The organism is Caballeronia sp. LZ029 (assembly GCF_031451275.1).
In the GTDB taxonomy this organism is placed as follows: domain Bacteria; phylum Pseudomonadota; class Gammaproteobacteria; order Burkholderiales; family Burkholderiaceae; genus Caballeronia; species Caballeronia jiangsuensis.
Genome location: NZ_JARUXO010000003.1, coordinates 374,914 through 399,672, shown reverse-complemented (window position 1 = coordinate 399,672; position 24,759 = coordinate 374,914). Strand labels below are relative to the sequence as shown.

The following is a 24,759-nucleotide window of genomic DNA, read 5'->3' as shown; positions in this document are numbered from 1 at the left end:
CGGTGCGCGCGGGCCGCGATATCTCCAACGAACGCTTTTTCGAACGCTCAATGACCATGCCGCCTGTCTCGTTCGTCGTTCGTTTCCATTCGCCGGCGTCCGTCCGGCCGTGATGGAGACTTTCCAGAGCGCGCCGCGCGCGGTGCGTCACGATGTGCGCATCGTGTCGATGCTCGCGGCGGCCATCGCGCTCGTCGTGTTCCTGATCGATGCGCTCACGCCGCTCGATATCGCCATCGCGGTGCTGTATGTGGTCGTCGTGCTGCTCGTCGCGTCGACCGGCAATCGCACCGCGACCATCACGACCGCGTGGGGCTGCGTGCTGCTTACGCTCATCGGCTTCATTCTCTCGCACGACGAAAACGTGTCGGGCGGAGCGCTCGCGCGCTGTGCCGTGAGCCTGCTCGCGATCGGCACGACCGGCATTCTCTCGCTGCGCAATCAGTCCACGACGACCAAGATGCAGGAGCAGCTCGAACTGCTCAATCTCGCGCACGATGCGATCGTCGCGCACGACATGAACGATCGCATCACGTTCTGGAATCGCGGCGCCGAAGCGCTCTACGGCTATTCGGCGCAAGAGGCGATCGGTCAGCCGATTCATCGCATGACGCAGTCGAACTCGCCCGTGCCGCACGCGCAGATTCGAACGGAACTGTTGCGTTCGGGGCGCTGGGACGGCGAGATCACGCGCGTGCGGCACGACGGCGGCGAGATCGTGATCGCGAGCCGCGCGGCGTTGCTGCGCGACGCGAACGGCCTGCCGCGCGCCGTGCTCGCGACCAGCAACGACATCACGCAGCGCAAGCGCATGGAAGCGGAATTGCAGCGTCAGCGCGACGCGCTCAAGCGCAGCGAGGCGTTTCTGCTCGACGCGCAGCGCCTCTCGCGCACCGGCAGCATCGCGACGCGCCTGCCCGCGGGCACGATGTGGTGGTCCGACGAGGCGTATCGCATCTTCGATTACCCGCGCGATGTCGAGCCGTCCATCGACGCGATTCTGGCGCGCACGCATCCCGACGACATCGGCATCGTGCGCGGCGCGCATGAATCGGCGATCGGCGGCGCGTGCGACATCGACGTGGAGCATCGGCTTTCGTTGCCGGACGGCTCGGTGAAGCATGTGCATTTCGTCGCGCATCGAGCATCGACGGAAGCGGACGGCGACGAATACGTCGGCGCGCTGATGGACGTCACCGACACCAAGCTCGCGCAAGAAGCGCTCGCGCGCTCGACCGCCGAGCTCGCGCACGTGACGCGCGTCACGATGCTGGGCGAACTCGCGGCATCCATCGCGCACGAAGTCACGCAGCCGATGGCCGCGATCGTGACGAACGGCGATGCCGGCTTGCGCTGGCTCAACCGCGCGCAGCCGGAAATCGCGGAAGCGCAGCAATCGATCACGCAGATGATTCGCGACGCCAAGCGCGCGAGCGAGGTCATCGCACGTATTCGCGCGATGGCGCGAAAGCGCGACAGCCAGCCCGCGACGCTCGACGTGAACGAGATCGTCGGGGAGACGATCGAGCTCGTGCGGCGCGAACTCGCGCGTCATCGCGTGGATGTGCGCACGGAGCTCGCGACGCCGTCGCCCATCGTGCAGTGCGATCGCGTGCAGTTGCAGCAGGTGCTCATCAACTTGTTCATGAACGCCGCGCAGGCGATGTCCGGCGTGAGCGGGCCGCGCGTGTTGCGCATCGCGACGGGCGAGAGCGCGAGCGACGCAGGCTATGCGCAGATCACCGTGCAGGATTCCGGCACGGGCATCAGCGTGGACAACGCGCGCCGTCTCTTCGACGCGTTCTTCACGACGAAGGCCGAAGGCATGGGCATGGGCTTGTCGATTTGCCGTTCGATCATCGAGGCGCACGGCGGCAGGATATGGGCGGAATCGCCCGATGAAGGCGGCGCGCGCTTGCGCTTCGTGCTGCCCGAAAACCAGGGGGCAGACGATGAGCATTGACAAGGACGCGGACACGAAGACGAACGCCGCGATGGTCTACGTGGTCGACGACGACGAATCGATGCGCGACGCGCTGCGCTCGCTGCTGCGTTCCGTCGACCTGAACGTGACGACGTTCGCGTCCGCGCATGAATTCCTTGCGTACGACATGCCGGAGGTGCCCAGTTGCCTGATCCTCGACGTGCGGCTGAAAGGACAGAGCGGCCTCGCCGTGCAGGAGCAGATGGCCGCGAGCCAGTTGGGCTTGCCGATCGTCTTCATGACGGCGCACGGCGACATCGCGATGACCGTGAAGGCGATGAAGGCGGGCGCCAGGGATTTTCTCGCGAAGCCGTTCCGCGATCAGGACATGCTCGATGCTGTCGCGCAGGCGCTGGAAGCCGACGAGGAACGGCGCGCGGCGAGCCGCTCCGTCGCGGATTTGCGGCGCTCGTATGAATCGCTGACGCCGCGCGAGCGCGAGGTGATGGCGTTCGTCGTGTCGGGCCTGATGAACAAGCAGATCGCGGCGGAAATGAATCTGAGCGAGATCACGGTGAAGATTCATCGCGGTCAGGCGATGAAGAAGATGGCGGCGCGTTCGCTCGCCGATCTCGTGCTGAAGGCGGAAGCGCTCGGCGTGAAGATGCCGCACGGCGCATCGACGCCGTCGCGCGCGCAGCGGCCGTAGCGCGGGTTTATCGGTGCGGCGTCCGCACGGAAGATGCCGCTTCTTCATCGAGCGCGATCCGCTCCAGCGGCAGTTCGGTGTCGTAGCCCGCGCGATGGAGCGCGCTCCAGTCATGCGGCGCGCTGACCGAATACCAGGTTCCGAACGCCAGCACGGCGGCGCAACCCGATAACAATACGCGTGTCGATGTATCGCCCATGATGCGCTCCCGGTGCGTGACCATGACGTCAGCTTAGAGAAGCGCACACGCGCCGACCATTCTACGAACGGCTCGGCGCGCTCATACCAACGTGTGATGCGCTACCACGCGCGGCCGCGCTCGCCCAGTGCGCCGACGGCCTGCTCGTCGTTCATGAGCGCGTCGCCGTCGCGATCGGAAAACCGATAGCTGCCGCGCTCTTCCGATTTCGCTTCGTAGAGCGCCGCGTCGGCGCGCTTCAACGCGCTTTCGAACACTTCGCCCGGATGCGCGAGCGCGATGCCGACGCTCACGCCCACGCGCACCGTCTGTCCGCACGCGAGCGTGTAGGGCGCGGACAATTCGCGGATGATCTTGCGCGCGAACACGGCGTTCGATGCATCCGCGATATACGTCGCGACGATCGCGAATTCGTCGCCGCCCAGACGCGCGGCCAGCTCGCCGCGGCGCATCGCGTTGCGCAGGCGATCGGCGACGAGCTTCAGCAAATCGTCGCCCGCGTTGTGGCCGTGCGTGTCGTTGACGCGCTTGAAGCCGTCGAGATCGACGTACATCACCATCACTTTTTCGCGGCCGGCGCCGCCCGCCATCAGACGCCCGGCGTGATCGCCGAGAAAGCGCCGGTTCGGCAGGCCCGTGAGCGAGTCGTGATGCGCCCAGTGCAGGATCTTCGCCTCGGCCTTGCGGCGCTCCGTCACGTCCTCGATGATGATCACCGCGCTGCCGTCCGGCACCGGGTTGCGGCTCAGTTCGAGATGGCGGCCGTCACGCAACGGCAGATCGAGCGGCAGATTGCCCGCTTCGAGCCATTGCGCGCAACGCTCGGAGAACTGCGCACGCAGCGTTTCGCCGAACTTCGACAGCCCGACATAGCCGATGAATTCCGGCAAGGACACGTTCAGCCGCAGCATCTCGACGGTCGCGCCGAACAGCTCCGCCGCCTTGCGATTCGCGATCACCACCTTGCCCGACGCATCGACGGTGCAAAGACCGTGCGGCATGTGGGCGAGCGCCGCATCGAAGCGCGCGGCGATTTCGGCGTGGCCCTGCTCGGCGGTCATCAGCGCGACGAGGCCGCGATAGTGGCGCTGCACGACCGCGCACATCGCGCCGATATAGAGAAAGAGCGGCGGCACGAGAATCCAGTAGCCCGCCGGCCCGAACAGCCCGCCGACGCCGATCGGCAGTGCGCCGAGGCACACCTGCGCGATTGCCAGATGCGGCGTGCCCGCGTTGCGCGACGCGATCCCGCCGAGCAGGCCCGCCGTCACCATGATCGCCAGCGAGGCGAGCACGGCGTCGCCGGAAATCACGCAGGCCATCGTGCCGAGGCCGGACACGAGACATGTCAGGAGCGCAAACGGCGCGTAGCGTGCGGCCCACGGTCCGGGATGCGGCGCGCTCGGGCGGCTCAGCGCGCGATAGCGGCACACGATCGAGAGACGCACGGCGAGCAGAAGCAGATCGGCGGCGACCCAGAGCACTGCCCAGAGTGCCTGCTGACGCCCGAGCGCGATCACCGCGACGAACGCGCTGGAAATGCCGGACAGCAGGAGCGGGTGCAGGTCCTCGACGAGCGTCGACAGCAGCGATGCGCGAATCGCGGCCGTGATGCGCCCGTTCTCTGTCGCCGGCGTGGCCAGAATCGAATCGATCAAGGACGGATTGCCTGACATACGGAAGACCGGGGCCAGCGAGAGGACGAAAACAAGGCGATGGCGATGCGGTCACCGCCGGTACTCGTGTATACGGCCGCGGCTACCCATACTTTAGGCAAGACCCGGATTCCGTCCGGGCCGCTCATCGCCGATTATTCGCCCCGAGCGCATTCTGACTTTCCTCCGCGCCGAATTATGCTTTTCCGCCGACATAGTAATCTTGCGCTCACACCGTTCAGCCAGACGCCGGCGCGCGGGTTTTGCCTCATCGAAAGCTTTCGATTCAGGGGCGATCATGAAGAGATGTCCTGCGCGCGACCCGGCGCGGACGTCGTCGGCGAAGAACGAAAAGGCAGTATCGTCGTAAAGATGGCCACAGAAACCGTCGTGCGAACATAAATGGAGACGTCATGGACACGAACTCTCTCTCGGGTGCAAAAGGCGAGTCGCACGCCGAGCACCGGAAGCAGACGAAGAAAGCCACCGCGAGCGGCTGGATAGGCTCCGCACTCGAGTACTACGACTTCTTTATCTACGCGCAGGCCGCTGCGCTCATCTTTCCGCAGCTTTTCTTTCCATCGGGCAATCCCAAAGTGGCGATCGTCGCGTCGCTCGCGACCTACGGCGTCGGCTATGTAGCGCGGCCGATCGGCGCGTTCGTGCTCGGCCATCTCGGCGACACGCACGGCCGCAAGAACGTGCTCGTGCTGTGCATGTTCCTGATGGGCTTTTCGACGATGGCCGTCGGCCTGTTGCCGACCTATCACAGCGTCGGCATGCTCGCGCCGGCGCTGCTCGTGATCCTGCGGCTCGTGCAGGGCTTCGCGGTCGCGGGCGAAATCTCGGGCGCCAGTTCGATGATTCTCGAACACTCGCCATTCGGACGGCGCGGCTATTTCGCGAGCTTCACGCTGCAAGGCGTGCAGGCCGGACAGATTCTCGCCGCCGCCGTGTTCCTGCCGCTCGCCTACTACATGCCCGAGGATTCGTTCAACGCGTGGGGCTGGCGGATTCCGTTCCTGCTTTCGGCGTTCGTGCTGGTCGCGGGTTACATCATCCGCCGCGAAGTGCATGAGACGCCCGCGTTCGAGAAGGAAGGCGAAAGAGGCGCAGTGCCGCGCTCGCCGATCGTCGATGCCTTCAAGTACAACCTCGGCGACATGTTCCGCGTCGTCTGCATGGCGCTGATGAACGTGATTCCCGTGGTCGCGACGATCTTCGGCGCGGCATACGCGGTGCAGGCGGCCTACGGCGTCGGTTTTCACAAGAGCGTGTATCTGTGGATTCCGGTCGTCGGCAACATACTCGCCGTGGTCGTGATTCCGCTCGTCGGCAATCTCTCCGACAAGATCGGGCGCAAGCCGCCGATCATCGTCGGGGCGATTGCGTCGGGGCTGCTGTCGTATCTGTATCTCTACGCGATCAGCATTCACAGCGTCGGCATGGCGATCGTCGCGTCGCTGCTGATGTGGGGCGTCGTCTATCAGGGCTATAACGCGATCTTCCCGAGCTTCTATCCCGAGCTCTTCCCGACGCGCACGCGCGTGTCCGCGATGGCGATCTCGCAGAACGTCGGCACGACGATCACCGCGCTCCTGCCCGCGCTCTTCGCGACCGTCGCGCCGCCGGGATCGACGAACATTCCGCTCACGATCGGCTCGATCACGCTCGCCGTCACGATCATCTCCGCCATCGCGGCCTGGAGCGCGCGGGAGACGTATCGCATTCCGCTCAGCCAGCTCGGCGAGCAGGACGCGCGACCGGTCGAGAAGTCCGAGTACGAGCGCCTGCGCGCGGAATCAGTCGCGAACGCGCGCGCTTCCTAGGCTTCATCTTTCCCATTGTTGTCCTCACGGCGGCGCGTGGTCCGCGCCGTCCGCGTGCCTTCGCGCGCGCACTTTTTATCGATCTGGTGAATTCAAGTGAACACTGACTCAGGCAAGACACGTATCGCGGTGGCGGGCGCGGGCTATATCGGCCAGGCGCACATGGGCGTCGCGCAGGCGAGTGCGACATGCACGCTCTCCGCTATCGTCGATCCCGCGCCGGCGGCGACGGCCATCGCGGAGAAAGCGGGCGTGCCGCTCTACAGGACGCTCGATGAACTGCTCGCGAAGGATCGGCCGGACGGCATCGTGCTCGCGACGCCGAACCAGTTGCATGTGGCGCACGCGCGCATCTGTCTCGCGGCCGGCGTGCCGATGCTGCTGGAAAAGCCGATCGCGCCGAGCGTCGATGAAGCGCAGGCGCTCGTCGACGAAACCGAACGTTCGGGCGTCAAGGTGCTGATCGGCCATCATCGCGCGCATAGCCCGATCATGGCGCGCGCGAAGCAGGTGATCGACGAAGGGCGGCTCGGCAAGCTCGTCGCGGTGATGGGCAGCGCGGTGTTCTTCAAGCCCGACGAGTATTACGCGAGCGCGCCGTGGCGGCGCGAACCGGGCGGCGGTCCGATCCTGCTCAACATGATTCACGAGGTGCATAACCTGCGCATGCTGTGCGGCGATATCGTCGCGGTGCAGGCGTTCGCTTCGCATGCGACGCGCGGCTTTCCCGTCGAGGACACCGTCGCCATCAATCTGCGCTTCGCGAGCGGCGCACTCGGCACGTTCATGCTGTCCGACACGGCCGCGTCGCCGCGTAGCTGGGAGCAGACCTCGCAGGAGAACAAGGCGTATTCGACGTATCCCGACGAAGACTGCTACGTGATCGCGGGCACCTTCGGCTCGCTTTCCGTCCCGACGATGCGTCTCAAGTCCTACGGCCGCGCTGAAGATCGCTCATGGTGGAAGCCGTTCGAGGAAAGCATCGTGCCGATGCAACGCGACGATCCGCTCGCGCATCAGATGGAACATTTCGGGCGCGTGGCGCGCGGCGAGGCCGAGCCTATTGTCAGCGCGCGCGACGGGCTGCAGAATCTGCGGACCACCGAGGCCATCGTGCTCGCCGCCACGAGCGGCAAGATCGTCGAGACCGCCTGAATCTTTTCAATTCCCCATCCCGTTCAAGGAAATCACATGGCAAAGATCCTGACGCTGCACGGCGTCAACCTCAACATGTTCGGCAAGCGCGACCCGAAGCAGTACGGCACGGCGACGCTCGCGCAGATCGACGAGCAAATGACCGCGCTGGGCAAGGAGCTGGGCGTGGAAGTGGAGTGCTACCAGACGAATATCGAAGGCGAGATGTGCTCGCGGATTCATCGCGCGTTCGAGGAAAAGATCGATGCGATCGTGATCAACGCCGGCGCGTGGACCCATTACAGCTACGCGATCCGCGATGCGCTCGCCATTCTGACGGCGCCGGTCATCGAAGTGCATATGTCGCACGTTCACGCGCGGGAAGAGTTCCGCCACAAGTCGGTATTCGCGGAAATCGCCAAGGGGCAGATTTCGGGCTTCGGCGTGGATAGCTATCTGCTGGGCTTGCGCGCGGCGGTCGCTGCGATCAACGCGGGCAAGTAAGGCGGCAAGGCACTGCGTTGTGAGGCTTTTCCGGCGAGGCGTTTGAGCGCCTCGCCGATAACACCGGGTCAGACCGGACGGCCGAAATCCTTCGATGCATGCCGCACCGGCTCGTGGTCGCGCTGCACGCGCAGCGGTTCCGGATTGCGCTGCGCCGCGCCGCGGATGAACAGCACCGCGCAGACCGCGCAAATGCCCCAGACCGCGGCGATGATCGTCAAATAGCTCATTTCCTTCTCCCCGATGCTCCGGGCGCGGGCGGCTCATGCCGTCACCGCTGCCCGCCTTCCGTTAGCCCTGTTGGTCCGTTACGCCTGCGACGCGGGCAGCGCCAGCAAACGTCCGATCAGCTCTTGCGCGAGCGCATGCTGCTCGGTGATGGTCACGGCATCGTCGGCGGTGGCATCGCGCTCGGCGCGCAGCTTGCCCGCGAGGCGCATGATGTTGTCCGACGCCGACTGCAGCGCCTGCAGCAATTCAGCTTGCGTCGCTGCCGCGCCGACCTGCGATCCTTCGATGAAACACTCTGCCGTGCGATGCGGCCTGGCGTTTCCTTCCATCGTCTGATACATGGCGACCCCGTTTTGTGAGTGGATGATGCGATTCTCCCGCCGACGCGCCCTTGTCAATCCTCCGAACAACACCTGATTCCAGCCTCAAATCGATTGTTGTGCGTTTCTGAAGATCGTGACGCGTACTGCGGTAGGTCCGCCCATCAAGGCTTCTCGGGTCGCCGGGCGGTAAAATCGCAGATCCGTGCACAGATAATCGGCCTTTTTTGCAGCGCCCTGTGGGGTCGTCCGCACGAAAAAACAACAGTTTTCATCCCAAGAGACGCGTGAAAAGTCGGACGAAACGACTCTGTCGATCGTTCGGTCATACGAAAGCGGTAATTTTTGCGGCTCAGGCAGGCATCGACATGGTTTCAGGCAAGACGAACGACGCACCCCAACACGAAACACTCAAGCGCGGACTCAAGAGCCGGCATATCCAGTTGATCGCGCTCGGCGGCGCGATCGGCACCGGGCTATTTCTCGGCGTCGCGCAGACGATCAAGCTCGCCGGGCCGTCCGTGCTGCTCGGCTACGCGATCGCCGGTCTGATGGCGTTTTTCATCATGCGTCAGCTCGGCGAGATGATCGTCGACGAGCCGGTCGCCGGCTCCTTCAGCCATTTCGCCGACAAGTACTGGGGCCACGCCGCCGGCTTCATTTCCGGCTGGAATTACTGGGCCATTTATATCTTGGTGAGCATGGCGGAGCTGTCCGCTATCGGCATCTACATGCAGTACTGGTGGCCGGGATTGCCGACGTGGATATCGGCGCTCGGGTGCTTCGTCATCGTCAATGCGATCAACCTGACGAGCGTGAAGTCCTACGGCGAGACGGAGTTCTGGTTCGCGATCGTGAAGGTGGCGGCGATCGTCGGGATGATCCTGTTCGGCGGCTATCTGCTCGCGTCGGGCAAGGCCGGGCCGGAGGCGAGCGTCACGAACCTGTGGCGGCTCGGCGGCTTCTTTCCGAACGGCGTGCACGGGCTGGTGATGTCGATGGCCGTGATCATGTTCTCGTTCGGCGGGCTGGAACTCGTCGGCATCACGGCGGCGGAGGCGGAAGATCCGTCGCACAGCATTCCGCGTGCGACCAATCAGGTCATCTATCGCATTCTGATTTTCTATGTCGGCGCGCTCGGCGTGCTGCTGGCGCTCTATCCGTGGGACAAGGTCGCGACCGGCGGCAGCCCGTTCGTGCTGATCTTCCGCGAGATGAACAGCACGCTCGTCGCGAACGTGCTCAATGTGATCGTGCTGACGGCCGCGCTGTCCGTGTACAACAGCGGCGTGTATGCGAACAGCCGCATGCTCTACGGTCTCGCCCAACAGGGCAACGCGCCGCGCGCGCTCCTGCGTGTCAGCGGGCGCGGCATTCCGCTCGCGGCGCTGGCCGTGTCGGCGACTGTCACGGCGGCCTGCGTCGTCATCAACTACGTGATTCCGGGACGCGCGTTCGGCCTTCTGATGGGCCTCGCGGTGTCGGCGCTCGTCATCAACTGGGCGATGATCAGCATCATCCACGTGATGTTTCGCCGGCAAAAGCGCGCGAGCAACGAGACGACATCGTTTCCGAGCTTCGGCCATCCGTTCACGAACTACATCGTGCTCGCGTTTCTCGCGGGCATCGTGTGGGTCATGTACGAGATTCCGGACCTGCGCCTGTCCGTGTACCTGATCCCCGTCTGGCTGGCCGTTCTCGGAATCAGCTACTATCTCAAAAAAAGGGGCGCTGACGCGAAGCGCGCCAACCGCCTGCAATCCCGCTGATCTCTCGTCCTGACTCTCGTCCTGATACCGACACCATGTTCGAACATATCGATGCCTACCCCGGCGATCCCATCCTGTCGCTGAACGAAAATTTCCAGAAGGACCCGCGCACCAACAAGGTCAACCTGAGCATCGGCATTTACTTCGACGACGAAGGCCGCTTGCCCGTGATGCAGGCGGTGCGCGAAGCGGAACTGTCGATCCTGAAGGAACTCGGCCCGAAGCCGTATTTGCCGATGGCCGGTTTCGCGCATTATCGCGACGCGGTGCAGTCGCTCGTGTTCGGCAACGACAGCCCGTCGCGCGCGGACGGCCGCATCGCGAGCGTGCAGACGCTCGGCGGCTCGGGGGCGCTTAAGGTCGGCGCGGACTTCATCAAGCGCTATTTCCCGCAATCGAAAGTGTGGGTGAGCGACCCGACGTGGGAGAACCATCGCTTCATCTTCGAGCGCGCCGGCTTCGAGGTGAACACATACCCTTACTACGACGAAGCCACCGGCGGCCTGCGCTTCGACGCGATGCTCGAAGCCATCGACAAGTTGCCCGCGAAAAGCGTCGTCCTGCTGCACGCGTGCTGCCATAACCCGACGGGCGTCGATCTCGACCAGTCGCAATGGCTGAAGATCATCGACGTGCTGCAGAAGCGCGATCTGCTGCCGTTCGTCGATATGGCGTACCAGGGATTCGGCGCGGGCCTGGACGACGACGCCTTCGCCGTGCGCGAACTCGCGCGCCGTGGCGTGCCGGCGTTCATCGCGAATTCGTTCTCGAAGAATTTCTCGCTGTACGGCGAGCGCTGCGGCGGTCTGCACGTGATCAGCGACGACGCCGCCGAAGCCGACCGCGTGCTCGGCCAGTTGACGAGCGCGGTGCGCGCGAACTACAGCAACCCGCCGACGCACGGCGCGAAAATCGTCACGCATGTGCTGAATACACCCGAGCTTAAGCGCTCGTGGGAACAGGAGCTCGCGTCGATGTGCCAGCGCATCGCGCGCATGCGCCAGGCGATCCACGACGGCCTGAAGGATCACGTGCGCGGCGAAATGCTCACGCGCTACATCAAGCAGCGCGGCATGTTCACGTACACGGGTCTCGTCGCGGATCAGGCGGATCGGCTCAAAGAGGAATTCGGCGTGTATATCCTGCGCTCGGGCCGCATGTGCGTCGCGGGTCTGAACGACAGCAACGTGAAGACCGTCGCCGATGCGATCGGCAAGGTGCTCGCCGCGAAGTAACCGTTACAGCGCGGGACAGGACAGCACTTTCTGCGGCGGCAGGCTGCCCGGTCCCGTATCGACCTTCGTGCCGCGCGGCGGCGTCAGGATGAGCCGCGCGCTCGTCGCGCTTTCGTTCGCGAGCACGTACAGGTCGCCGCTTCCCTCGGGCTGCCAGTACACGCGATACACCTCGCCGTCCTTGTAGACATGCAGCGCGCCGTGCCGCACGGCGCCGCCCCGCCAGAAATTCACGCTTTCTCCTTCGCGCAGCGCAATCATGCCGTCCTGCCCGTTCGTCGCGCTTTCGAGCGTGCCGCAGACGGCATCGTCGGCGTGCGCGGGCGTGCACGCGACGAGCGCCGCGAGCGCGCCCGCGCGAATCGTGTTGGATGCGCGTTTCATCATCGATCGACTCCTTGCTTGAAAATGGCGCGTGCGCCGTCCCGCGCTCGTCGCAAGATATGCGCCGACGTTCCTCCGCGCGTGTGCTACTTTGAATGGAGACAGGCTTCGATCATGGAGGGTCTCATGACTGTGATCGCACCGGACGAAAGAACGGAATTCCTCGCGATTCTCGCGCGCCATCGGCTCGATGAAAGCGATTTTCTCGTGCAGGAAGGCGGCGCATCCGACATCGTGGACGATGTTTATCCGTTGCAGGGCGTCGTCACCATCACTCGACGTTCCACGCTCAAGGAACGCGAATATCGCATCGGACACGGCACGGAATGGACCGCCGCGTTCGAGAAAGATTTGAACAAAGGCGTGTTCGGCTGAACGGGCACGCCGCAGGCAGTTTTTCACGCACTTTTTTGAAGCGGAGCACGCGATGAGACCGACTGAATTCAAATCGTTCAAAGCGCATGTCGCGATGCTGCTGCGCGATCTGCCGCGCGGCATGACCGCCGATCTCACCGACGTCGCCGTCGCGTACTGGAACGGCACGCAAGTGGTCGGCGCGTATCTGCGCGACAACGGCCGCATCGACGAGGATTTCGATTTCGACGAAAACGCGTGGGGAAACTGGGGCGACGAATTCCTGATGTGGATGGATGCGCCGCGTTTCTCCGAACGCGCCGATCTGAAGGCCGCGTTCGTTTCCGGCGTGATGCCGGCGAATGCGTGCGGCGGACTCTGGCCGCGGCCGCGCTGATCCGCAGGCGCGCACGCGCCTTTTCCAGGGCAAGTCTTCTGTAAGCACGCGTCGCACGCGTCATCTCCCGCCGAACGGCACAGCGTTTGCTCCTACCCACGACGCGACAGCGTCCGAACCACGACCGCGCACCGGCCGTGTTCCGCCATTCATCGTCACGGAGGGTTTCAGCATGGCTGGCAACGGAAGACTTCATCCGCTCACGTTCTTCACGGCCGTCGTGTTCATCGTCATCGGCGCGTTGCTGGCGGCGGGCGGTGCGTATCTCGTCACGCTGAAAGGATCGTGGTACTACGCGATCGCGGGCGGGGCTATCGTCCTGACCGGGCTTTTGCTGCTGATACGACGGCGCTCCGCGCTGCTGCTCTTCGCGCTCGTGCTGTTCGGTTCGACGATCTGGGCCGTGTTCGAAGTGCATTTCGACTTCTGGCAACTGATGCCGCGTCTGTGGATCTGGCTGCTGCTCGGGATCTGGCTGCTGATTCCGTTCGTGCATCGCGGCGCGCTGTTCGGTCCGCCTTCGACCGCGCGCGCGGCGCGCACGCCGCTCGCCGCCGCGATCGTGCTCACGCTTTTGCTCGGCATCGGCACGTATTTCATCGATCCGCACGACCGGCCGGGACGCATCGACGTGAATGTCGCCGCCGACGCGAATCAGGCCGATGCCAACGCCGCCACCGGCCGCGCGCCGGGCGACTGGATCGACTATGGCGGCTCGCCGCTCGCGCAGCGTTACGCGCCGCTCGCGCAGATCACGCCGGAAAACGCGCATCAGTTGAAAGTGGCGTGGACGTATCGCACCGGCGACATGCCCGGCCCCGACGATCCGACCGAAACCACCGACGAGAACACGCCGCTCAAGGTCGGGGACACGATCTTCCTGTGCACGCCGCACAGCAAGGTGATCGCGCTCGACGCGGCGAGCGGCAAGGAAAAGTGGCGCTTCGATCCGCGGATTCAGAGCCCGATCGGCTTCAAGCATTGGGAGCATATGACTTGCCGCGGCGTCGCTTATTACGATGCGTCGATGCATCCGATGCCCGCCGAAGCCGCGACGGCTTCCGCGCCGGCCGAGGCGAGCGCGCCGGTGGCGTCGTCGGACACCGAGGCGCAGGCCGCTTCCGGGCCGGTGGCCGCATCGGAGCCCGCCGCGCCGGTGCAGACGCCCGCGCAAACCACGGCGCTCGCCGAATGCCCGCGACGCCTCTTCCTTCCGACCGCCGACGCCCGCCTGATCGCGCTCGACGCGGAAACCGGCAAACCCTGCGCGAGTTTCGGCAAGGGTGGCGCGATCGATCTGCGCGCCAACATCGGCCCGTTCACGCCGGGCGGCTATTACTCGACGTCGCCGCCGGCCGTGTTCCGCAACCTCGTGATCGTCGGCGGCCACGTGACCGACAACGAATCGAACAACGAGCCCTCCGGCGTGATCCGCGCCTTCGACGTGAACGACGGTCATCTCGTCTGGAACTGGGATCCGGGCAATCCGGACGCCACCGAACCGATCGCGGCGGGCGGCACCTACGTGCGCAATTCGCCGAACATGTGGTCGATGTTCAGCGTCGATGAGAAGCGCGGCATGATCTATCTGCCGATGGGCAATCAGACGCCCGATCAGTGGGGCGGCGAGCGCACGCCGCAGGCCGAGAAGTACGCGGCGGGCCTCGTCGCGCTCGATGCCGCGACCGGCAAGGTGCGCTGGAACTACCAGTTCACGCATCACGATCTGTGGGACATGGATGTCGGCGGGCAGCCGACGCTCGTCGATCTGCAAACGGCGCAGGGCATGCAGCCGGCGGTGATCGCCTCGACGAAGCAGGGCAGCATCTACGTGCTGAATCGCGAAACCGGGCAGCCGATCGTGCCGATCAGCGAAGTGGCGGTGCCGCAGGGCGCGGCGAAAGGCGATCACTCCGCGCCGACGCAGGCGGTCTCCGCGCTCAACTTCAATCCGCCGCACGTGAAGGAAGCGGACATGTGGGGCACGACGCCGTTCGATCAGCTCTGGTGCCGCATCAAGTTCAGGAGCCTGCGCTACGACGGGCCGTTCACGCCGCCCTCCGAGCAGGGAACGCTCGTGTTTCCGGGCAATTTCGGCGTGTTCGACTGGGGCGGAATTTCGGTCGATCCGGTGCGGCAGATTCTCATCGCGAATCCGGATTACATGGCGTTCACGTCGAAACTGATTCCGCGCGAGAAGCTCCAGGAAGGCGCGACGAGCACGAGCGAGACGAGCGGCATCAAGCAGGCGCGCGGCACGCCGTTTGCCTATGAGATCAGTGCGTTTCTATCGCCGCTCGGGATTCCGTGTCAGGCGCCGCCGTGGGGCTACATGGCGGGCGTCGATCTGCGCACGAACAAGATCGCGTGGATGCACAAGAACGGCACGATCATCGACAGCGCGCCGCTGCCGATCCCGATGCCGCTCGGCGTGCCGAGCCTCGGCGGGACGATCGTGACGGCGGGCGGCGTCGCATTCCTGACGGGCACGCTCGACCGGTACGTCCGCGCGTACGACGTGCGCGACGGGAAGAAGCTGTGGGAAGCGCGTCTGCCGGCGGGCGGTCAGGCGACGCCGATGAGCTACGCCGATGCGAGCGGCAAGCAGTATCTGCTGGTGACGGCGGGCGGTCACGGTTCGCTCGGCACGAAGGCCGGCGATTACGTGATCGCGTACACGCTGCAATGAGCGATTAACAAGGCGCGGGAATATTCCCCCGCGCCCGCGCGTTACGAACGGCGATAGGCTTCGGCCATCAGCGCGCTGACCTTGGCGCGTGCGATGAGCGCGTCGCGCGTGGCGGCGCGGAGCTTGGCGGCGATAAAGGAAACGAGGGCGATCGGGGTAGCAGCGATGATTCCCATGGTGGACTCCGTACTAGGGGTAACTATCTAGGTAATAACCCTAGGTTAGCACATTGTGACGCGTTGCAACAAATTCTTTGCGCGTAAAGCGGGTCGCCGTGGCGTTGTGTCTCACCGTAGAGGAGCATGCAGATGAACACGCGGTTCCTGACTCTGATCGCCGCAGCCGGCGTCGCGCTTACTGTGGCGGTCATCGGTGCGTGCAGCGGCGGCGGTTCCAGCGGCGACACCACGGCTGCGGCAACCGGCGGCAGTGCGCCGACTGCGGCGTCGAGTCCGTCGAGTCCGTCGGGCGCGTCCAGTCCGTCGGGCGCGTCGGCGCCTGCTGTCGCGTCTCCAATGGACGTCGCCACCTGGCACAACGACATCGCCCGCACTGGCCAGCAACTCGCGGAAACGGTTCTCACGCCCGCGAACGTCAATTCGGCCAGCTTCGGCAAGCTCGCGACCTTCCCCGTCGACGGCGCCGTCGATGCCCAGCCGCTCTTTCTGGCGGGCGTCCCGGTCGCGGGCGGCACGCACAACGTCGTGTATGTCGCGACGGAGAACGCCAGCGTGTACGCCTTCGACGCCGACACCGGCAGCGTCCTCTGGAAAATCTCGACGCTCGGCAACGGCGAGTCGCCCAGCGACGACCACAAGTGCACGCAGATCACGCCGACCATCGGTGTGACGGCGACGCCGGTCGTCGACCGTTCGCGCGGACCGAACGGCGCGATGTATGTCGTCGGCATGTCGAAGGACGGGTCGGGCGGCTATCACCAGCGCATCCACGCGCTCGACATCGCGACAGGCGCCGAACTCTTCAATGGCCCGACCGAAATCCGCGCGACCTATCCCGGCAACGGCGCGGGCAGCCAGAACGGCACGCTCACGTTCGATCCGGGCCAGTATGCCGAGCGCGCGTCGTTGCTCCTGCTGAATGGCGTCGTCTACACCGCGTGGACCTCGCACTGCGATTTCATGCCGTACACCGGCTGGGTCATGGGCTACGACGCGAACACGCTGCAACAGGCGAGCGTGCTGAACGTCACGCCGAACGGCCAGATGGGCTCGATCTGGATGAGCGGCGCGGGCCTCGCATCGGACGGCGAAGCGATCTTCTTCCTCGACGCGAACGGCACCTTCGACCCGACGCAAAACGCGCAGGAAATGCCGATCAACGGCAATTTCGGCAACGGCTTTTTGAGGCTGAACACGTCGCCGCTCAGGGTGCAGGACTATTTCGAGCCCTCGAACACGGTGCAGGAATCGAATCAGGACGAGGATCTGGGCTCGGGCGGCGCGATGGTTCTGCCCGATTTCGCCGATGCGAGCGGCACGGTTCGCCATCTCGCGATCGGCGCGGGCAAGAACGCGACCATCTACGTCGTGAACCGTCTTTCGATGGGCAAGTTCGATTCGAACGCCGATCACATCTATCAGGAACTCGTCGGCCAGATTCGCGGGCCGATGTTCGGCGCGCCCGCGTATTTCAACAACACCGTCTATTTCGGCGCGGTCGGCGACAGCATCAGGGCTTTTTCGGTGTCGAACGCCGTGCTTTCGGGAACCTCGACAAGCCAGACATCGAACGCGTTCGCCTTTCCGGGCGCGACGCCGAGCATTTCCGCGAACGGCACGGCCAACGGCATCCTGTGGGCGGCGGAGAACGGCACGACCGGCGCACTGCGCGCTTACGACGCGACCAATCTCGGCCGCCAGCTCTACAGCAGCAACGATGCGGGCGCGCGTGACCAGTTCGGTCAGGGCAACAAGTTCATCACGCCGATGATCGCGAACGGCAAGGTGTATGTCGGCACGAGAAACGCTGTCGCCGTGTTCGGGTTATTGCCGAAATAAAGAGAGATCGCGCACCGGAATCGCGATGCGTTATATTCTTAGCGATATAACGAACTGCATCGGGTTACGGGGATCATGGCGACTCCATCTATCGACGCACCGGGCCGCGATCTGGCCGACAGCGGCTACGGCGCGACCATCATCACCGTGAAGGCGGCGCGCGACCACGCGCGGGCCGAGTCGATACGCGATCTCGTCGATGCGCATCGGCGTTTGCAGGGCAGCGTGCTGCGTTTTCTTTCGCTCTTCGACGACGCCCGCACGAGCGTCGTCCATGACGCGCGTGAGCCGCTCGAAGTGCTCGTCGGCATGCTGGAGAAAAAGGCGCGCGCGGCGGGATTCGCGCGCATGCGCGAGTTGTGCGCGGCAGCGCAGGAGGCGCGGGTCGCGGCGCGGCAGCGCGAATGGCTCTTCTTCGATTCGTTCGGCACCGATGTGCCCGCACTGCGCGCCGCGGCGAGCGCGCTGGAGCGGCTGGACGCGACGCTCGTCGGATTGTGCGTGGAGCATGTCCTGCGCGCGAACGCGTCGCCGGGCGCGAAGACGCGAATCCGGCGCGGCTAGACCGGCGGATTCACGCGGGGCGGCACGGCGTCGAGTTGCCGGAACACGCTGAGCCAGTCTTCGAGATGCCAGGTTTTCGACACGAGTCCGTCGCGCAGTTCGTGAAACGAATGAATCGCGAAGCGGATCGGCTTCTTCGTCGCTGCGATGCCCAGCAACGGCCCGGATTGCGTGCCGCTCACTTCCGCGCGCACGCCTACGCGATCGTCCTGCACCAGCATGTCGAGAATCTCGATATGCATGTCGGGCAGCGCGTTGGCGAGATCTTCGAAGATGGGGATCATCTGATCCGGACCGGGTTTCTGTCCGGGCGGCTCGGGAATGTACTGCCAGTCGGGCGTGACGGCCTGCCGCAAGAGCGCGACATCCTTCGTGGAAAACGCGCGATAGAGACGCTCGACCGTTTCGCGCGCGGCCGATTGAGTCAGGTGAGCTGCCGGCATGGTGCCTCCTTCACGGTGCTGTCTGCACGAGGTGGGAACGGCGGCATTGCCCGCTCACTGTACCTCAACGCATCTCATAAACGCAGGAACGGTCATGGAGCCGTGTTAAGCTTTCGTTTCTTCGCTGGGGAGTAGCCGGCCTTTCCGCAATGGAAAGGCGCTCATGTCAACACGCTCGGTCGTTCGGACCGTGGCATGAGCAACCATCACAGGTTGGCAAGACCATCGACAGAATTCGCGACCGGTCGGGCGCGCGTTCTGTCGTTCCATCTTGCCCGACCAGAGCGCTACCCGATGAATCTCGCTTCCACAATATTCCTCGCCTTCGCCATGTCCACCGACGCATTCGCCGCCGCGGTCGGCAAGGGCGCCACCCTGCACAAGCCGCGCATCGCGGAAGCGTTGAAGACCGGCGTGATCTTCGGCGTGATCGAGGCGCTGACGCCGCTCGTCGGCTGGGCGCTCGGCAAGGCGGCCGCGCAGTACGTCACGGCCTGGGATCACTGGATCGCGTTCGGCCTGCTGTTCGTGCTCGGCGCGCGCATGATCCGCGAAGGTTTCGCCGAAGCGGCCCACGACGAGGAAAAGCCCAACTCGCATTCGTTCTGGGTGCTCGCGCTCACCGGTTTTGCGACCAGCATCGACGCGATGGCGGTCGGCGCGGGCCTCGCGTTCATCGATGTCGATATCTTCTCGACGGCCGCGACCATCGGCTTCGCGACCATGCTGATGGTGACGATCGGCGTGATGGTCGGGCGGCTCGTCGGCGCGACGATCGGCAAGCGGGCGGAAATCGTCGGCGGGCTTATCCTGATCGGCGTCGGCAGCGTCATTCTGGCCGAGCATCTCGGATATCTGAGCTGAGCCTGCGCGCCTTGTCGCCGCGCGGCGTGAAGACGGCGAGCGCGGCGGCGACGATGAAAAGCGCGGGCACATCGCCCGCCAGATGACCGAGATGTCCCGCGCCGCCGAACGATTGCACGGCCATGATCGCGCCATGCACGACGCTCGACCAGACCGTGAACCAGATGAGGCTGAGATGCCGCATCGGCTCGCGCGACGCGATCAGCAGGAACACGCCGAGCGTCGCATAGATGCCGACGATCATCAGCGCGTATTCGGAGCGGCCTTCGTGGCCGCTTTCCCACGCCCATCCCGAAGGCCAGAGCAGCATCAGCGGAAAGACGCCGAACAACGCGATCAGCCCGACGACAACGAGCACGATGCGCAGACAGGCGAGACGGCGGGCGTCGTTCATGGTGAAATCCTCCGGCGCGACATGAGCGCCACGATACCGCGAAGCGCGCCCGAACAACGTTGCGGCGGGCAGGCGTTTCGACCAAAAAGCGGCGCAAATAAAATAACAGCGACTGCCATTTGGCCGATACGATTCATCAATCCACTGCCTTCAATCCTGAATCCAGCACGTCATGCCACGTCCCATTTCCGCGCGCATTCATCTCGACGCCGTTCGTCAGAATCTTCAGCTCGTCAAACGCCTGGCGCCGTCATCGCGCGTGTGGTCCGTGATCAAGGCGAATGCCTACGGCCACGGCATCGAGCGCATCTATCCGGCGCTCGCGGAAGCGGACGGCATCGCGCTGCTCGATCTCGACGAAGCCGTGCGCGTGCGCGAACTCGGCTGGAAAAAGCCGATCCTGCTGCTCGAAGGCATTTTCGAGCCCACGGATGTCGAGACGGCGGATCGTCATCGCCTCACGGTGACGGTGCATAGCGACGAACAACTCGCGCTGCTGAAAGCGTCGCGGCCGCGCGAGCGCATCGACATCCAGTTGAAGATGAACTCGGGCATGAACCGGCTCGGCTTTCGGCCGGGCGAGTTCGAGGCTGCGTGGGAACATGCGTCGGGCATCGAGGCGGTCGGCTCGATCGGCCTCATGAGCCACTTCGCGAACGCGGACGATGGCGCGATCGACTGGCAAACCGACGAATTCGACGCCGCCACGCGCAATCTTCCCGGCACGCGCTCGCTGTCGAATTCGGCGGCGGTGCTGTGGCATCCGCGCGCGCATCGCGACTGGGTGCGGCCCGGCACGATCCTCTACGGCGCATCGCCGACGGGCCGCGCGCGCAACATCGAAGGCTTCGAATTGCGCGCGGCGATGACGCTCGAAAGCCGCATCATCGGCGTGCAGATGCTCGCGCCGAACGAGACGATCGGCTATGGCCGCACTTTCACGGCGGATCGTGCGATGCGAATCGGCGTGGTGGCGTGCGGCTACGCGGACGGCTATCCGCGTCACGCGCCGACCGGCACGCCCGTGATGATCGACGGCATGCGCACGCGCATCGTCGGACGCGTGTCGATGGACATGCTCACCGTCGATCTGACGCCGTGCCCGGCGGCGGGCATCGGATCGTCGGTGGAGTTGTGGGGCGAGCACGTCAGGGTGGACGAAGTGGCCGAGCCGTCCGGCACGATCGGCTACGAGCTGATGTGCGCGCTCGCGCGGCGCGTGCCGGTGAGCATCGACGCCGGCGTGACGAGCGAGCCGGAAACGCACACCGCGTAAGCCCTCAATACCGCGCCCACACGATGCCGAGTATCGTCGCTTCGTCATCGAAGACTTCGAGCGTGTCGGTCAGCGCCTGAACCGGTCCGGCGTGATTGACGAAGAGCGCATAGGCGAGACGCCGCCCGCTCTTCGCGTCCATATAGCCCGCCATGTTCATCGCGACCATCTGGCCGTTGGTCACGGTCGCGCCGCTTTTCACCCTGATGTGCTCCTTGCCGACGACATCCCGGCCGATGGCCGCAAGCGAGCCGTCGATGCCCAGAATCGACAACGCGTCGCGATACACCGGATAGATCGGCAGGCGGCTCATCACGGTGAGCAGCGTCGCGGTCGTGCGGGCGCTCGCGCGGCTGTCGGGCGAGCCGCTGCCGTTGGTCGGAAAGTCGAAGCCCGCGCCGTCGATCCCGAGCGTGCCCGTCAGATACCGGCGTTCGGTGACGAGCGCGGCATCGACCGTGCGCGCGCCTTGCGCGAGACCTTGATACATCAGGCTCAGATTGGCGCCGGTGTTCAGGCTCACCTTGAGGATCAGCTTGGCGATCTCGGAATAGGGCAGCGACGTGAAGGTCGCCACCTGCGTCGCGCTCGAATAGCTTTGCGCCGATGGCAGCCTGCTTCGGTCGTTCGGCTGAACGGCGGGCGCCGAGACGCTGACGCCCGCGCGCGTCAATGCGTCGATGAAGGCGGTGCGCGCGAATGACGGCGGATCTTCCACACGCAGATTGCTCACATACAGATTGTTGCCGACGAGCGGCGACGTGTAGCCCATCGGGATCGTCGCGGGCGTGGCGAGGCTCGCCGCGCCCGAGATCGTGCCGTGACAGCCGGGCGCGGCGAGACAACTGAGCGGTCCATCGTCGAGCGCATCGCCGGAGGTGACGATATCCGCCGCGCTATTGGCCGCCGTCGTGAGCGTCGCGCCCTGCATGGTCATCGCGCTCGTGCGCGGGCGCCAGTCGAGCTGGCCGGGCTGTCCGGCCGATGTCGGCGCGAGCGTCACGTCGATCACATTTTCGTTCACGAGGATCGGCGAGATGAGCACGTTGCCGTTGGGCACGCGAAACGCATCGAAGAGCCTGTCATCGACGATGACATCGCCGCTGACCGACGTGATGCCCGCCGCCCTGACCTGTTGCGCAAGCTGATTGATGGCCGTCAGCGGATCTTCCGGCGTCAGGATCGCGCCGTCGAAGGCGCGCGCCTCGTTGTGATCGAAGTCGGTGAAATCAATGGTGCCGTCGGGCTTCTGCCGCCCGCCGAAGGTCAGATCGCCGGAAGCCTTCAGGATGAGATCGCCCGTGAGCTTGCCCGATGCGTCGAGCGTGCCGTTGCGATAGACCGGCGTTTCGAAGCGATGATTCGCGCCGATGATATTGAGCGCGCTGCCCACCGAGTAGAGCTTGCGCACGGAGCCGGTGAACGAGAGCGTGTCGGGTTGCAGCGCGGCGAGCGTTTCGCCGGTGGTGGCGTCCATCACGACCATCGACCATTGCGAGTTCGCGCTCGTGTAGCGCGGCTTTTTCATCACCTGATCGATGGGATCGTCGGACGAACCGCCGCCGCAACTCGCGGCGAGAAGGCTGGTTGCGATCAACAACGGGACAGCCAGGATTCGCGCGCGCATGGTCTTGTTCCCATCGTTATTTACCGAGAATCAGCATAGGACGCGCGCATTGGGAATACAAAGCGAAAGCGTCGGCTCAACGCCTCGACTCGCCTATCACGCCCGCGAGGATCTGAATTCCCTTGTGAATCCGTTCGACCGGCACGCTCGCATAACCGAGGATCAGGCCAGCGGGCCGGCTCCGTGCATCGACGGTCGGCCCGGCATAAAGCTGCGATACCGGATAGACACCCACGCCTTTCGCATGCGCGGCGGCGACGAGCGCGGCCTCGTCCTTCGAATCGAGAAACGGCAGCCACAGCGTGACATGCAGCCCTGCGGCCGTGCCCGTCACCTGCGCGCTCTGCGGCAGAAGATGCGCGATGGCATCGAGCAACGCCGCGCGACGCCGTTCGTATTCGCGTCGGACGCGCCGCACGTGACGTTCGTACGCGCCGCCTTCGATCAGCGATGCGAGCACGCGCTGATCGATGACTGCCGAATGACGGTCGCTCAGTCTCTTGGCCTTACGGAACACCGGCACGAGATCGTGCGGCAGGATCATATAGCCCAGCCGCAGATGCGGCGAAAGCGCCTTGGAGAATGTGCCGATGTAGATCACGCGGCCATTCGAATCGATCGATTGCAACGCATCGATCGGGCGCTGGCCGTAACGGAACTCGCCGTCGTAATCGTCTTCGATGATCCAGGCATCGTGCCGTTGCGCCCATTCGAGCAATTCGAGCCGGCGTCCAACCGGCAGCACGCCGCCCAACGGAAACTGATGCGAGGGCGTCACGTAAGCGAGCCGCGCGCGGCCATCGGCGGGGAGACGGCGCGTGTCGAGACCATGTTCGTCGACGGGAACGGGCAGCGGCACCCCGCCCGACGCTTCGAAGCAATGGCGCGCGATCAGATAGCCGGGGTCTTCGAACGCGAACGTATCGCCGGGATCGAGCAAGACGCGCGCGCATAGATCGAGCGCCTGCTGCGTGCCGTTCACCACGACGATCTGCTCGCTGTCGCAGACAAGCCCGCGCGCCCGTCCCAGATACGCCTGCAACGCGCGCCGCAGCGAGGCATCGCCTTCGGGCGCGACGTAGTAAAGGCTGTCCGGCTGATGCAGAAGCTCGGCCTGATACGCCCGCTTCCAGATCAGCGAAGGAAAGTCGCGCGAGGACACCGCGCCGTAGAGGAAGTTGACGCTGCCCTGCTTCGTCTGATGAAGCACGGGCATGGGCAGTGTCGAAACGCGCTCGCCGTATGCGGACAACGCGGGCGCGGTGCCGGCGACGCGCGCCGGGCCGGGCGGCGCGAGCGGCACCGGCGGCGCGGCGATACGCGCGACGCGCCCCGCCGATGTGACGAGGAAGCCTTCGGCGGCGAGCTGCTCATAGGCAGCGGTGACGGTCGTGCGCGAGACGCCCAGATCGGCGGCCAGCGCGCGCGTCGATGGCGCGGATGCGCCCGCAGGCAACGTGCCGTCGGCGATCTGTGCGCGCAGCAGATCGTAGATGCGTTGCCCCGTGCCGGCTCTGTTCAACTGGACCATAGAAAACAAGCGAAACTGGATCTTCTTATTGTGCCTGTTTAGGGCGATAGTGACGGAGTCCCATCACCTTTGCCGAGCATTCACGATGTATATCCCGCCGCACTTCGCAGAGACTCGTCCCGAAGAACTTCATCGGATCATTCGCGCGCATGCGCTCGGAATCCTCGTCACGCATGACGACGCCGGCCTTGACGCCAATCACATTCCGTTCGAATTCGATCCCGACCGAGGCACGCACGGACTGCTCACGGCGCACGTCGCGCGCGCCAACGACATCTGGCAGCGGTGCCCGACCGGCACGCCGGTCATGGTGATTTTTCGCGGCGCCGAGGGCTATATCTCGCCGAACTGGTATCCGAGCAAACATGAGGCGCATCGGCAGGTGCCGACCTGGAACTACGAAGTCGTGCATGCGCATGGCGTGCTCACCGTGCGCGACGACGAGCCGTTCGTGCGCGGACTCGTCGCGCGTCTGACGCGTCGGCATGAGGCGAACGAGCCGAAGCCGTGGAAGATGGGCGACTCCGAGCCCGAGTTCATCGACGGCATGCTGCGCAATATCGTGGGCATCGAGATCGCGGTGACGTCGATCGTGGGCAAATCAAAGCTGAGCCAGAACAAGGAGACGCGCGATCGCCTCAACGCCGCCGATACTTTGCAGGCGCGCGGAAACGAAGAACTGGCTCAGGCGATGTCGCGCGCCGGGTGA

Annotated in this window: 25 protein-coding genes and 1 riboswitch; of the genes, 15 read left to right on the top strand and 10 right to left on the bottom strand. The window is 64.9% G+C overall.

Features of this window, described 5'->3' with window-relative positions; genetic code table 11:
• The first annotated feature begins 112 nt into the window (after positions 1-112).
• Both QCE73_RS21165 and QCE73_RS21160 read left to right on the top strand, forming a co-directional pair.
• Entirely contained in the window at positions 113-1,963 is a 1,851-nt protein-coding gene (locus QCE73_RS21165) for a PAS domain S-box protein (RefSeq protein ID WP_309884179.1), read from the top strand.
• Complete coding sequence (locus tag QCE73_RS21160; protein ID WP_309883431.1) at positions 1,953-2,633, top strand: response regulator transcription factor; 681 nt, start codon at positions 1,953-1,955, stop codon at positions 2,631-2,633. The genes QCE73_RS21165 and QCE73_RS21160 overlap by 11 nt, the downstream gene beginning before the upstream one ends.
• A gap of 7 nt (positions 2,634-2,640) precedes the next feature.
• Here the strand turns inward: QCE73_RS21160 and QCE73_RS21155 are convergent, their stop codons facing one another.
• Positions 2,641-2,832 carry a hypothetical protein gene (locus tag QCE73_RS21155; RefSeq protein ID WP_309883430.1) on the bottom strand — a complete coding sequence of 64 codons (192 nt, stop codon included), beginning with the start codon at positions 2,830-2,832 and terminating at the stop codon, positions 2,641-2,643.
• 101 nt (positions 2,833-2,933) lie between these two features.
• Positions 2,934-4,508, bottom strand: a complete 1,575-nt coding sequence (locus tag QCE73_RS21150) for a diguanylate cyclase domain-containing protein (protein ID WP_309883429.1) — start codon at positions 4,506-4,508, stop codon at positions 2,934-2,936.
• A 392-nt stretch (positions 4,509-4,900) separates the two neighbouring features.
• Between QCE73_RS21150 and QCE73_RS21145 the strand changes: the two genes are divergently transcribed.
• The 3 genes from QCE73_RS21145 (at position 4,901) to aroQ (ending at position 7,954) form a co-directional block, all read left to right on the top strand.
• Positions 4,901-6,316, top strand: a complete 1,416-nt coding sequence (locus QCE73_RS21145; RefSeq protein WP_309883428.1) for an MFS transporter — start codon at positions 4,901-4,903, stop codon at positions 6,314-6,316.
• A gap of 96 nt (positions 6,317-6,412) precedes the next feature.
• Positions 6,413-7,471 (top strand): Gfo/Idh/MocA family oxidoreductase, encoded by a 1,059-nt coding sequence (locus tag QCE73_RS21140; protein ID WP_309883427.1) that lies wholly within the window; start codon positions 6,413-6,415, stop codon positions 7,469-7,471.
• A 36-nt stretch (positions 7,472-7,507) separates the two neighbouring features.
• Positions 7,508-7,954 carry a type II 3-dehydroquinate dehydratase gene (gene aroQ / locus QCE73_RS21135; protein ID WP_035502129.1) on the top strand — a complete coding sequence of 149 codons (447 nt, stop codon included), beginning with the start codon at positions 7,508-7,510 and terminating at the stop codon, positions 7,952-7,954.
• 68 nt (positions 7,955-8,022) lie between these two features.
• Here aroQ and QCE73_RS21130 read toward each other — a convergent pair whose 3' ends face one another.
• Both QCE73_RS21130 and QCE73_RS21125 read right to left on the bottom strand, forming a co-directional pair.
• Positions 8,023-8,184, bottom strand: coding sequence for a hypothetical protein (locus QCE73_RS21130; protein WP_309883426.1), 162 nt, complete (start codon positions 8,182-8,184; stop codon positions 8,023-8,025).
• A 78-nt stretch (positions 8,185-8,262) separates the two neighbouring features.
• Positions 8,263-8,526 (bottom strand): hypothetical protein, encoded by a 264-nt coding sequence (locus tag QCE73_RS21125; protein WP_309883425.1) that lies wholly within the window; start codon positions 8,524-8,526, stop codon positions 8,263-8,265.
• Between the two features lie 347 nt (positions 8,527-8,873).
• Between QCE73_RS21125 and QCE73_RS21120 the strand changes: the two genes are divergently transcribed.
• Both QCE73_RS21120 and QCE73_RS21115 read left to right on the top strand, forming a co-directional pair.
• The gene (locus QCE73_RS21120; RefSeq protein ID WP_309883424.1) at positions 8,874-10,274 is read left to right on the top strand and encodes an amino acid permease; all 1,401 of its coding nucleotides are present in this window, start codon (positions 8,874-8,876) and stop codon (positions 10,272-10,274) included.
• Positions 10,275-10,309: 35 nt separating this feature from the next.
• Positions 10,310-11,509 carry an amino acid aminotransferase gene (locus QCE73_RS21115; RefSeq protein ID WP_309883423.1) on the top strand — a complete coding sequence of 400 codons (1,200 nt, stop codon included), beginning with the start codon at positions 10,310-10,312 and terminating at the stop codon, positions 11,507-11,509.
• A gap of 3 nt (positions 11,510-11,512) precedes the next feature.
• On the opposite strand, the gene QCE73_RS21110 is transcribed toward QCE73_RS21115, so the two are convergent.
• Entirely contained in the window at positions 11,513-11,896 is a 384-nt protein-coding gene (locus QCE73_RS21110; RefSeq protein WP_309883422.1) for a hypothetical protein, read from the bottom strand.
• 123 nt (positions 11,897-12,019) lie between these two features.
• Here QCE73_RS21110 and QCE73_RS21105 point away from each other — a divergent pair, with 123 nt between their 5' ends.
• The 3 genes from QCE73_RS21105 (at position 12,020) to QCE73_RS21095 (ending at position 15,333) form a co-directional block, all read left to right on the top strand.
• A complete protein-coding gene (locus tag QCE73_RS21105; RefSeq protein WP_035502286.1) occupies positions 12,020-12,268 on the top strand; it encodes a hypothetical protein in 249 nt (82 codons plus the stop codon).
• Between the two features lie 52 nt (positions 12,269-12,320).
• Complete coding sequence (locus QCE73_RS21100) at positions 12,321-12,644, top strand: hypothetical protein (RefSeq protein WP_187608428.1); 324 nt, start codon at positions 12,321-12,323, stop codon at positions 12,642-12,644.
• A gap of 172 nt (positions 12,645-12,816) precedes the next feature.
• Positions 12,817-15,333, top strand: coding sequence for a glucose/quinate/shikimate family membrane-bound PQQ-dependent dehydrogenase (locus QCE73_RS21095; protein ID WP_309883421.1), 2,517 nt, complete (start codon positions 12,817-12,819; stop codon positions 15,331-15,333).
• Between the two features lie 41 nt (positions 15,334-15,374).
• Here QCE73_RS21095 and QCE73_RS21090 read toward each other — a convergent pair whose 3' ends face one another.
• The gene (locus tag QCE73_RS21090) at positions 15,375-15,509 is read right to left on the bottom strand and encodes a hypothetical protein (protein ID WP_309883420.1); all 135 of its coding nucleotides are present in this window, start codon (positions 15,507-15,509) and stop codon (positions 15,375-15,377) included.
• 132 nt (positions 15,510-15,641) lie between these two features.
• Between QCE73_RS21090 and QCE73_RS21085 the strand changes: the two genes are divergently transcribed.
• Complete coding sequence (locus QCE73_RS21085) at positions 15,642-17,351, top strand: PQQ-binding-like beta-propeller repeat protein (RefSeq protein ID WP_309883419.1); 1,710 nt, start codon at positions 15,642-15,644, stop codon at positions 17,349-17,351.
• 75 nt (positions 17,352-17,426) lie between these two features.
• Positions 17,427-17,915 carry a hypothetical protein gene (locus QCE73_RS21080; RefSeq protein WP_309883418.1) on the top strand — a complete coding sequence of 163 codons (489 nt, stop codon included), beginning with the start codon at positions 17,427-17,429 and terminating at the stop codon, positions 17,913-17,915.
• On the opposite strand, the gene QCE73_RS21075 is transcribed toward QCE73_RS21080, so the two are convergent.
• Positions 17,912-18,358 carry an ester cyclase gene (locus QCE73_RS21075; RefSeq protein ID WP_309883417.1) on the bottom strand — a complete coding sequence of 149 codons (447 nt, stop codon included), beginning with the start codon at positions 18,356-18,358 and terminating at the stop codon, positions 17,912-17,914. The two genes, QCE73_RS21080 and QCE73_RS21075, sit on opposite strands and share 4 nt — an antisense overlap.
• Before the next feature lie 114 nt (positions 18,359-18,472).
• A riboswitch (yybP-ykoY riboswitch) is annotated at positions 18,473-18,643 on the top strand.
• Positions 18,644-18,652: 9 nt separating this feature from the next.
• Here QCE73_RS21075 and mntP point away from each other — a divergent pair.
• Entirely contained in the window at positions 18,653-19,222 is a 570-nt protein-coding gene (gene mntP, locus QCE73_RS21070) for a manganese efflux pump MntP (RefSeq protein ID WP_035502113.1), read from the top strand.
• Here mntP and QCE73_RS21065 read toward each other — a convergent pair.
• On the bottom strand, positions 19,188-19,616 hold the full coding sequence (locus QCE73_RS21065; RefSeq protein WP_309883416.1) for a DUF6632 domain-containing protein: 429 nt from the start codon (positions 19,614-19,616) through the stop codon (positions 19,188-19,190). The genes mntP and QCE73_RS21065 overlap by 35 nt on opposite strands.
• Positions 19,617-19,788: 172 nt before the next feature.
• Here QCE73_RS21065 and alr point away from each other — a divergent pair, with 172 nt between their 5' ends.
• Positions 19,789-20,892, top strand: a complete 1,104-nt coding sequence (gene alr, locus QCE73_RS21060; RefSeq protein ID WP_309883415.1) for an alanine racemase — start codon at positions 19,789-19,791, stop codon at positions 20,890-20,892.
• A gap of 4 nt (positions 20,893-20,896) precedes the next feature.
• Here alr and QCE73_RS21055 read toward each other — a convergent pair whose 3' ends face one another.
• Both QCE73_RS21055 and QCE73_RS21050 read right to left on the bottom strand, forming a co-directional pair.
• Complete coding sequence (locus QCE73_RS21055; protein WP_309883414.1) at positions 20,897-22,519, bottom strand: D-alanyl-D-alanine carboxypeptidase; 1,623 nt, start codon at positions 22,517-22,519, stop codon at positions 20,897-20,899.
• Positions 22,520-22,595: 76 nt separating this feature from the next.
• Entirely contained in the window at positions 22,596-24,050 is a 1,455-nt protein-coding gene (locus QCE73_RS21050; RefSeq protein ID WP_309883413.1) for a PLP-dependent aminotransferase family protein, read from the bottom strand.
• A gap of 85 nt (positions 24,051-24,135) precedes the next feature.
• On the opposite strand from QCE73_RS21050, the gene QCE73_RS21045 reads away from it, so the two are divergent.
• Positions 24,136-24,759, top strand: a complete 624-nt coding sequence (locus QCE73_RS21045; protein ID WP_309883412.1) for an FMN-binding negative transcriptional regulator — start codon at positions 24,136-24,138, stop codon at positions 24,757-24,759.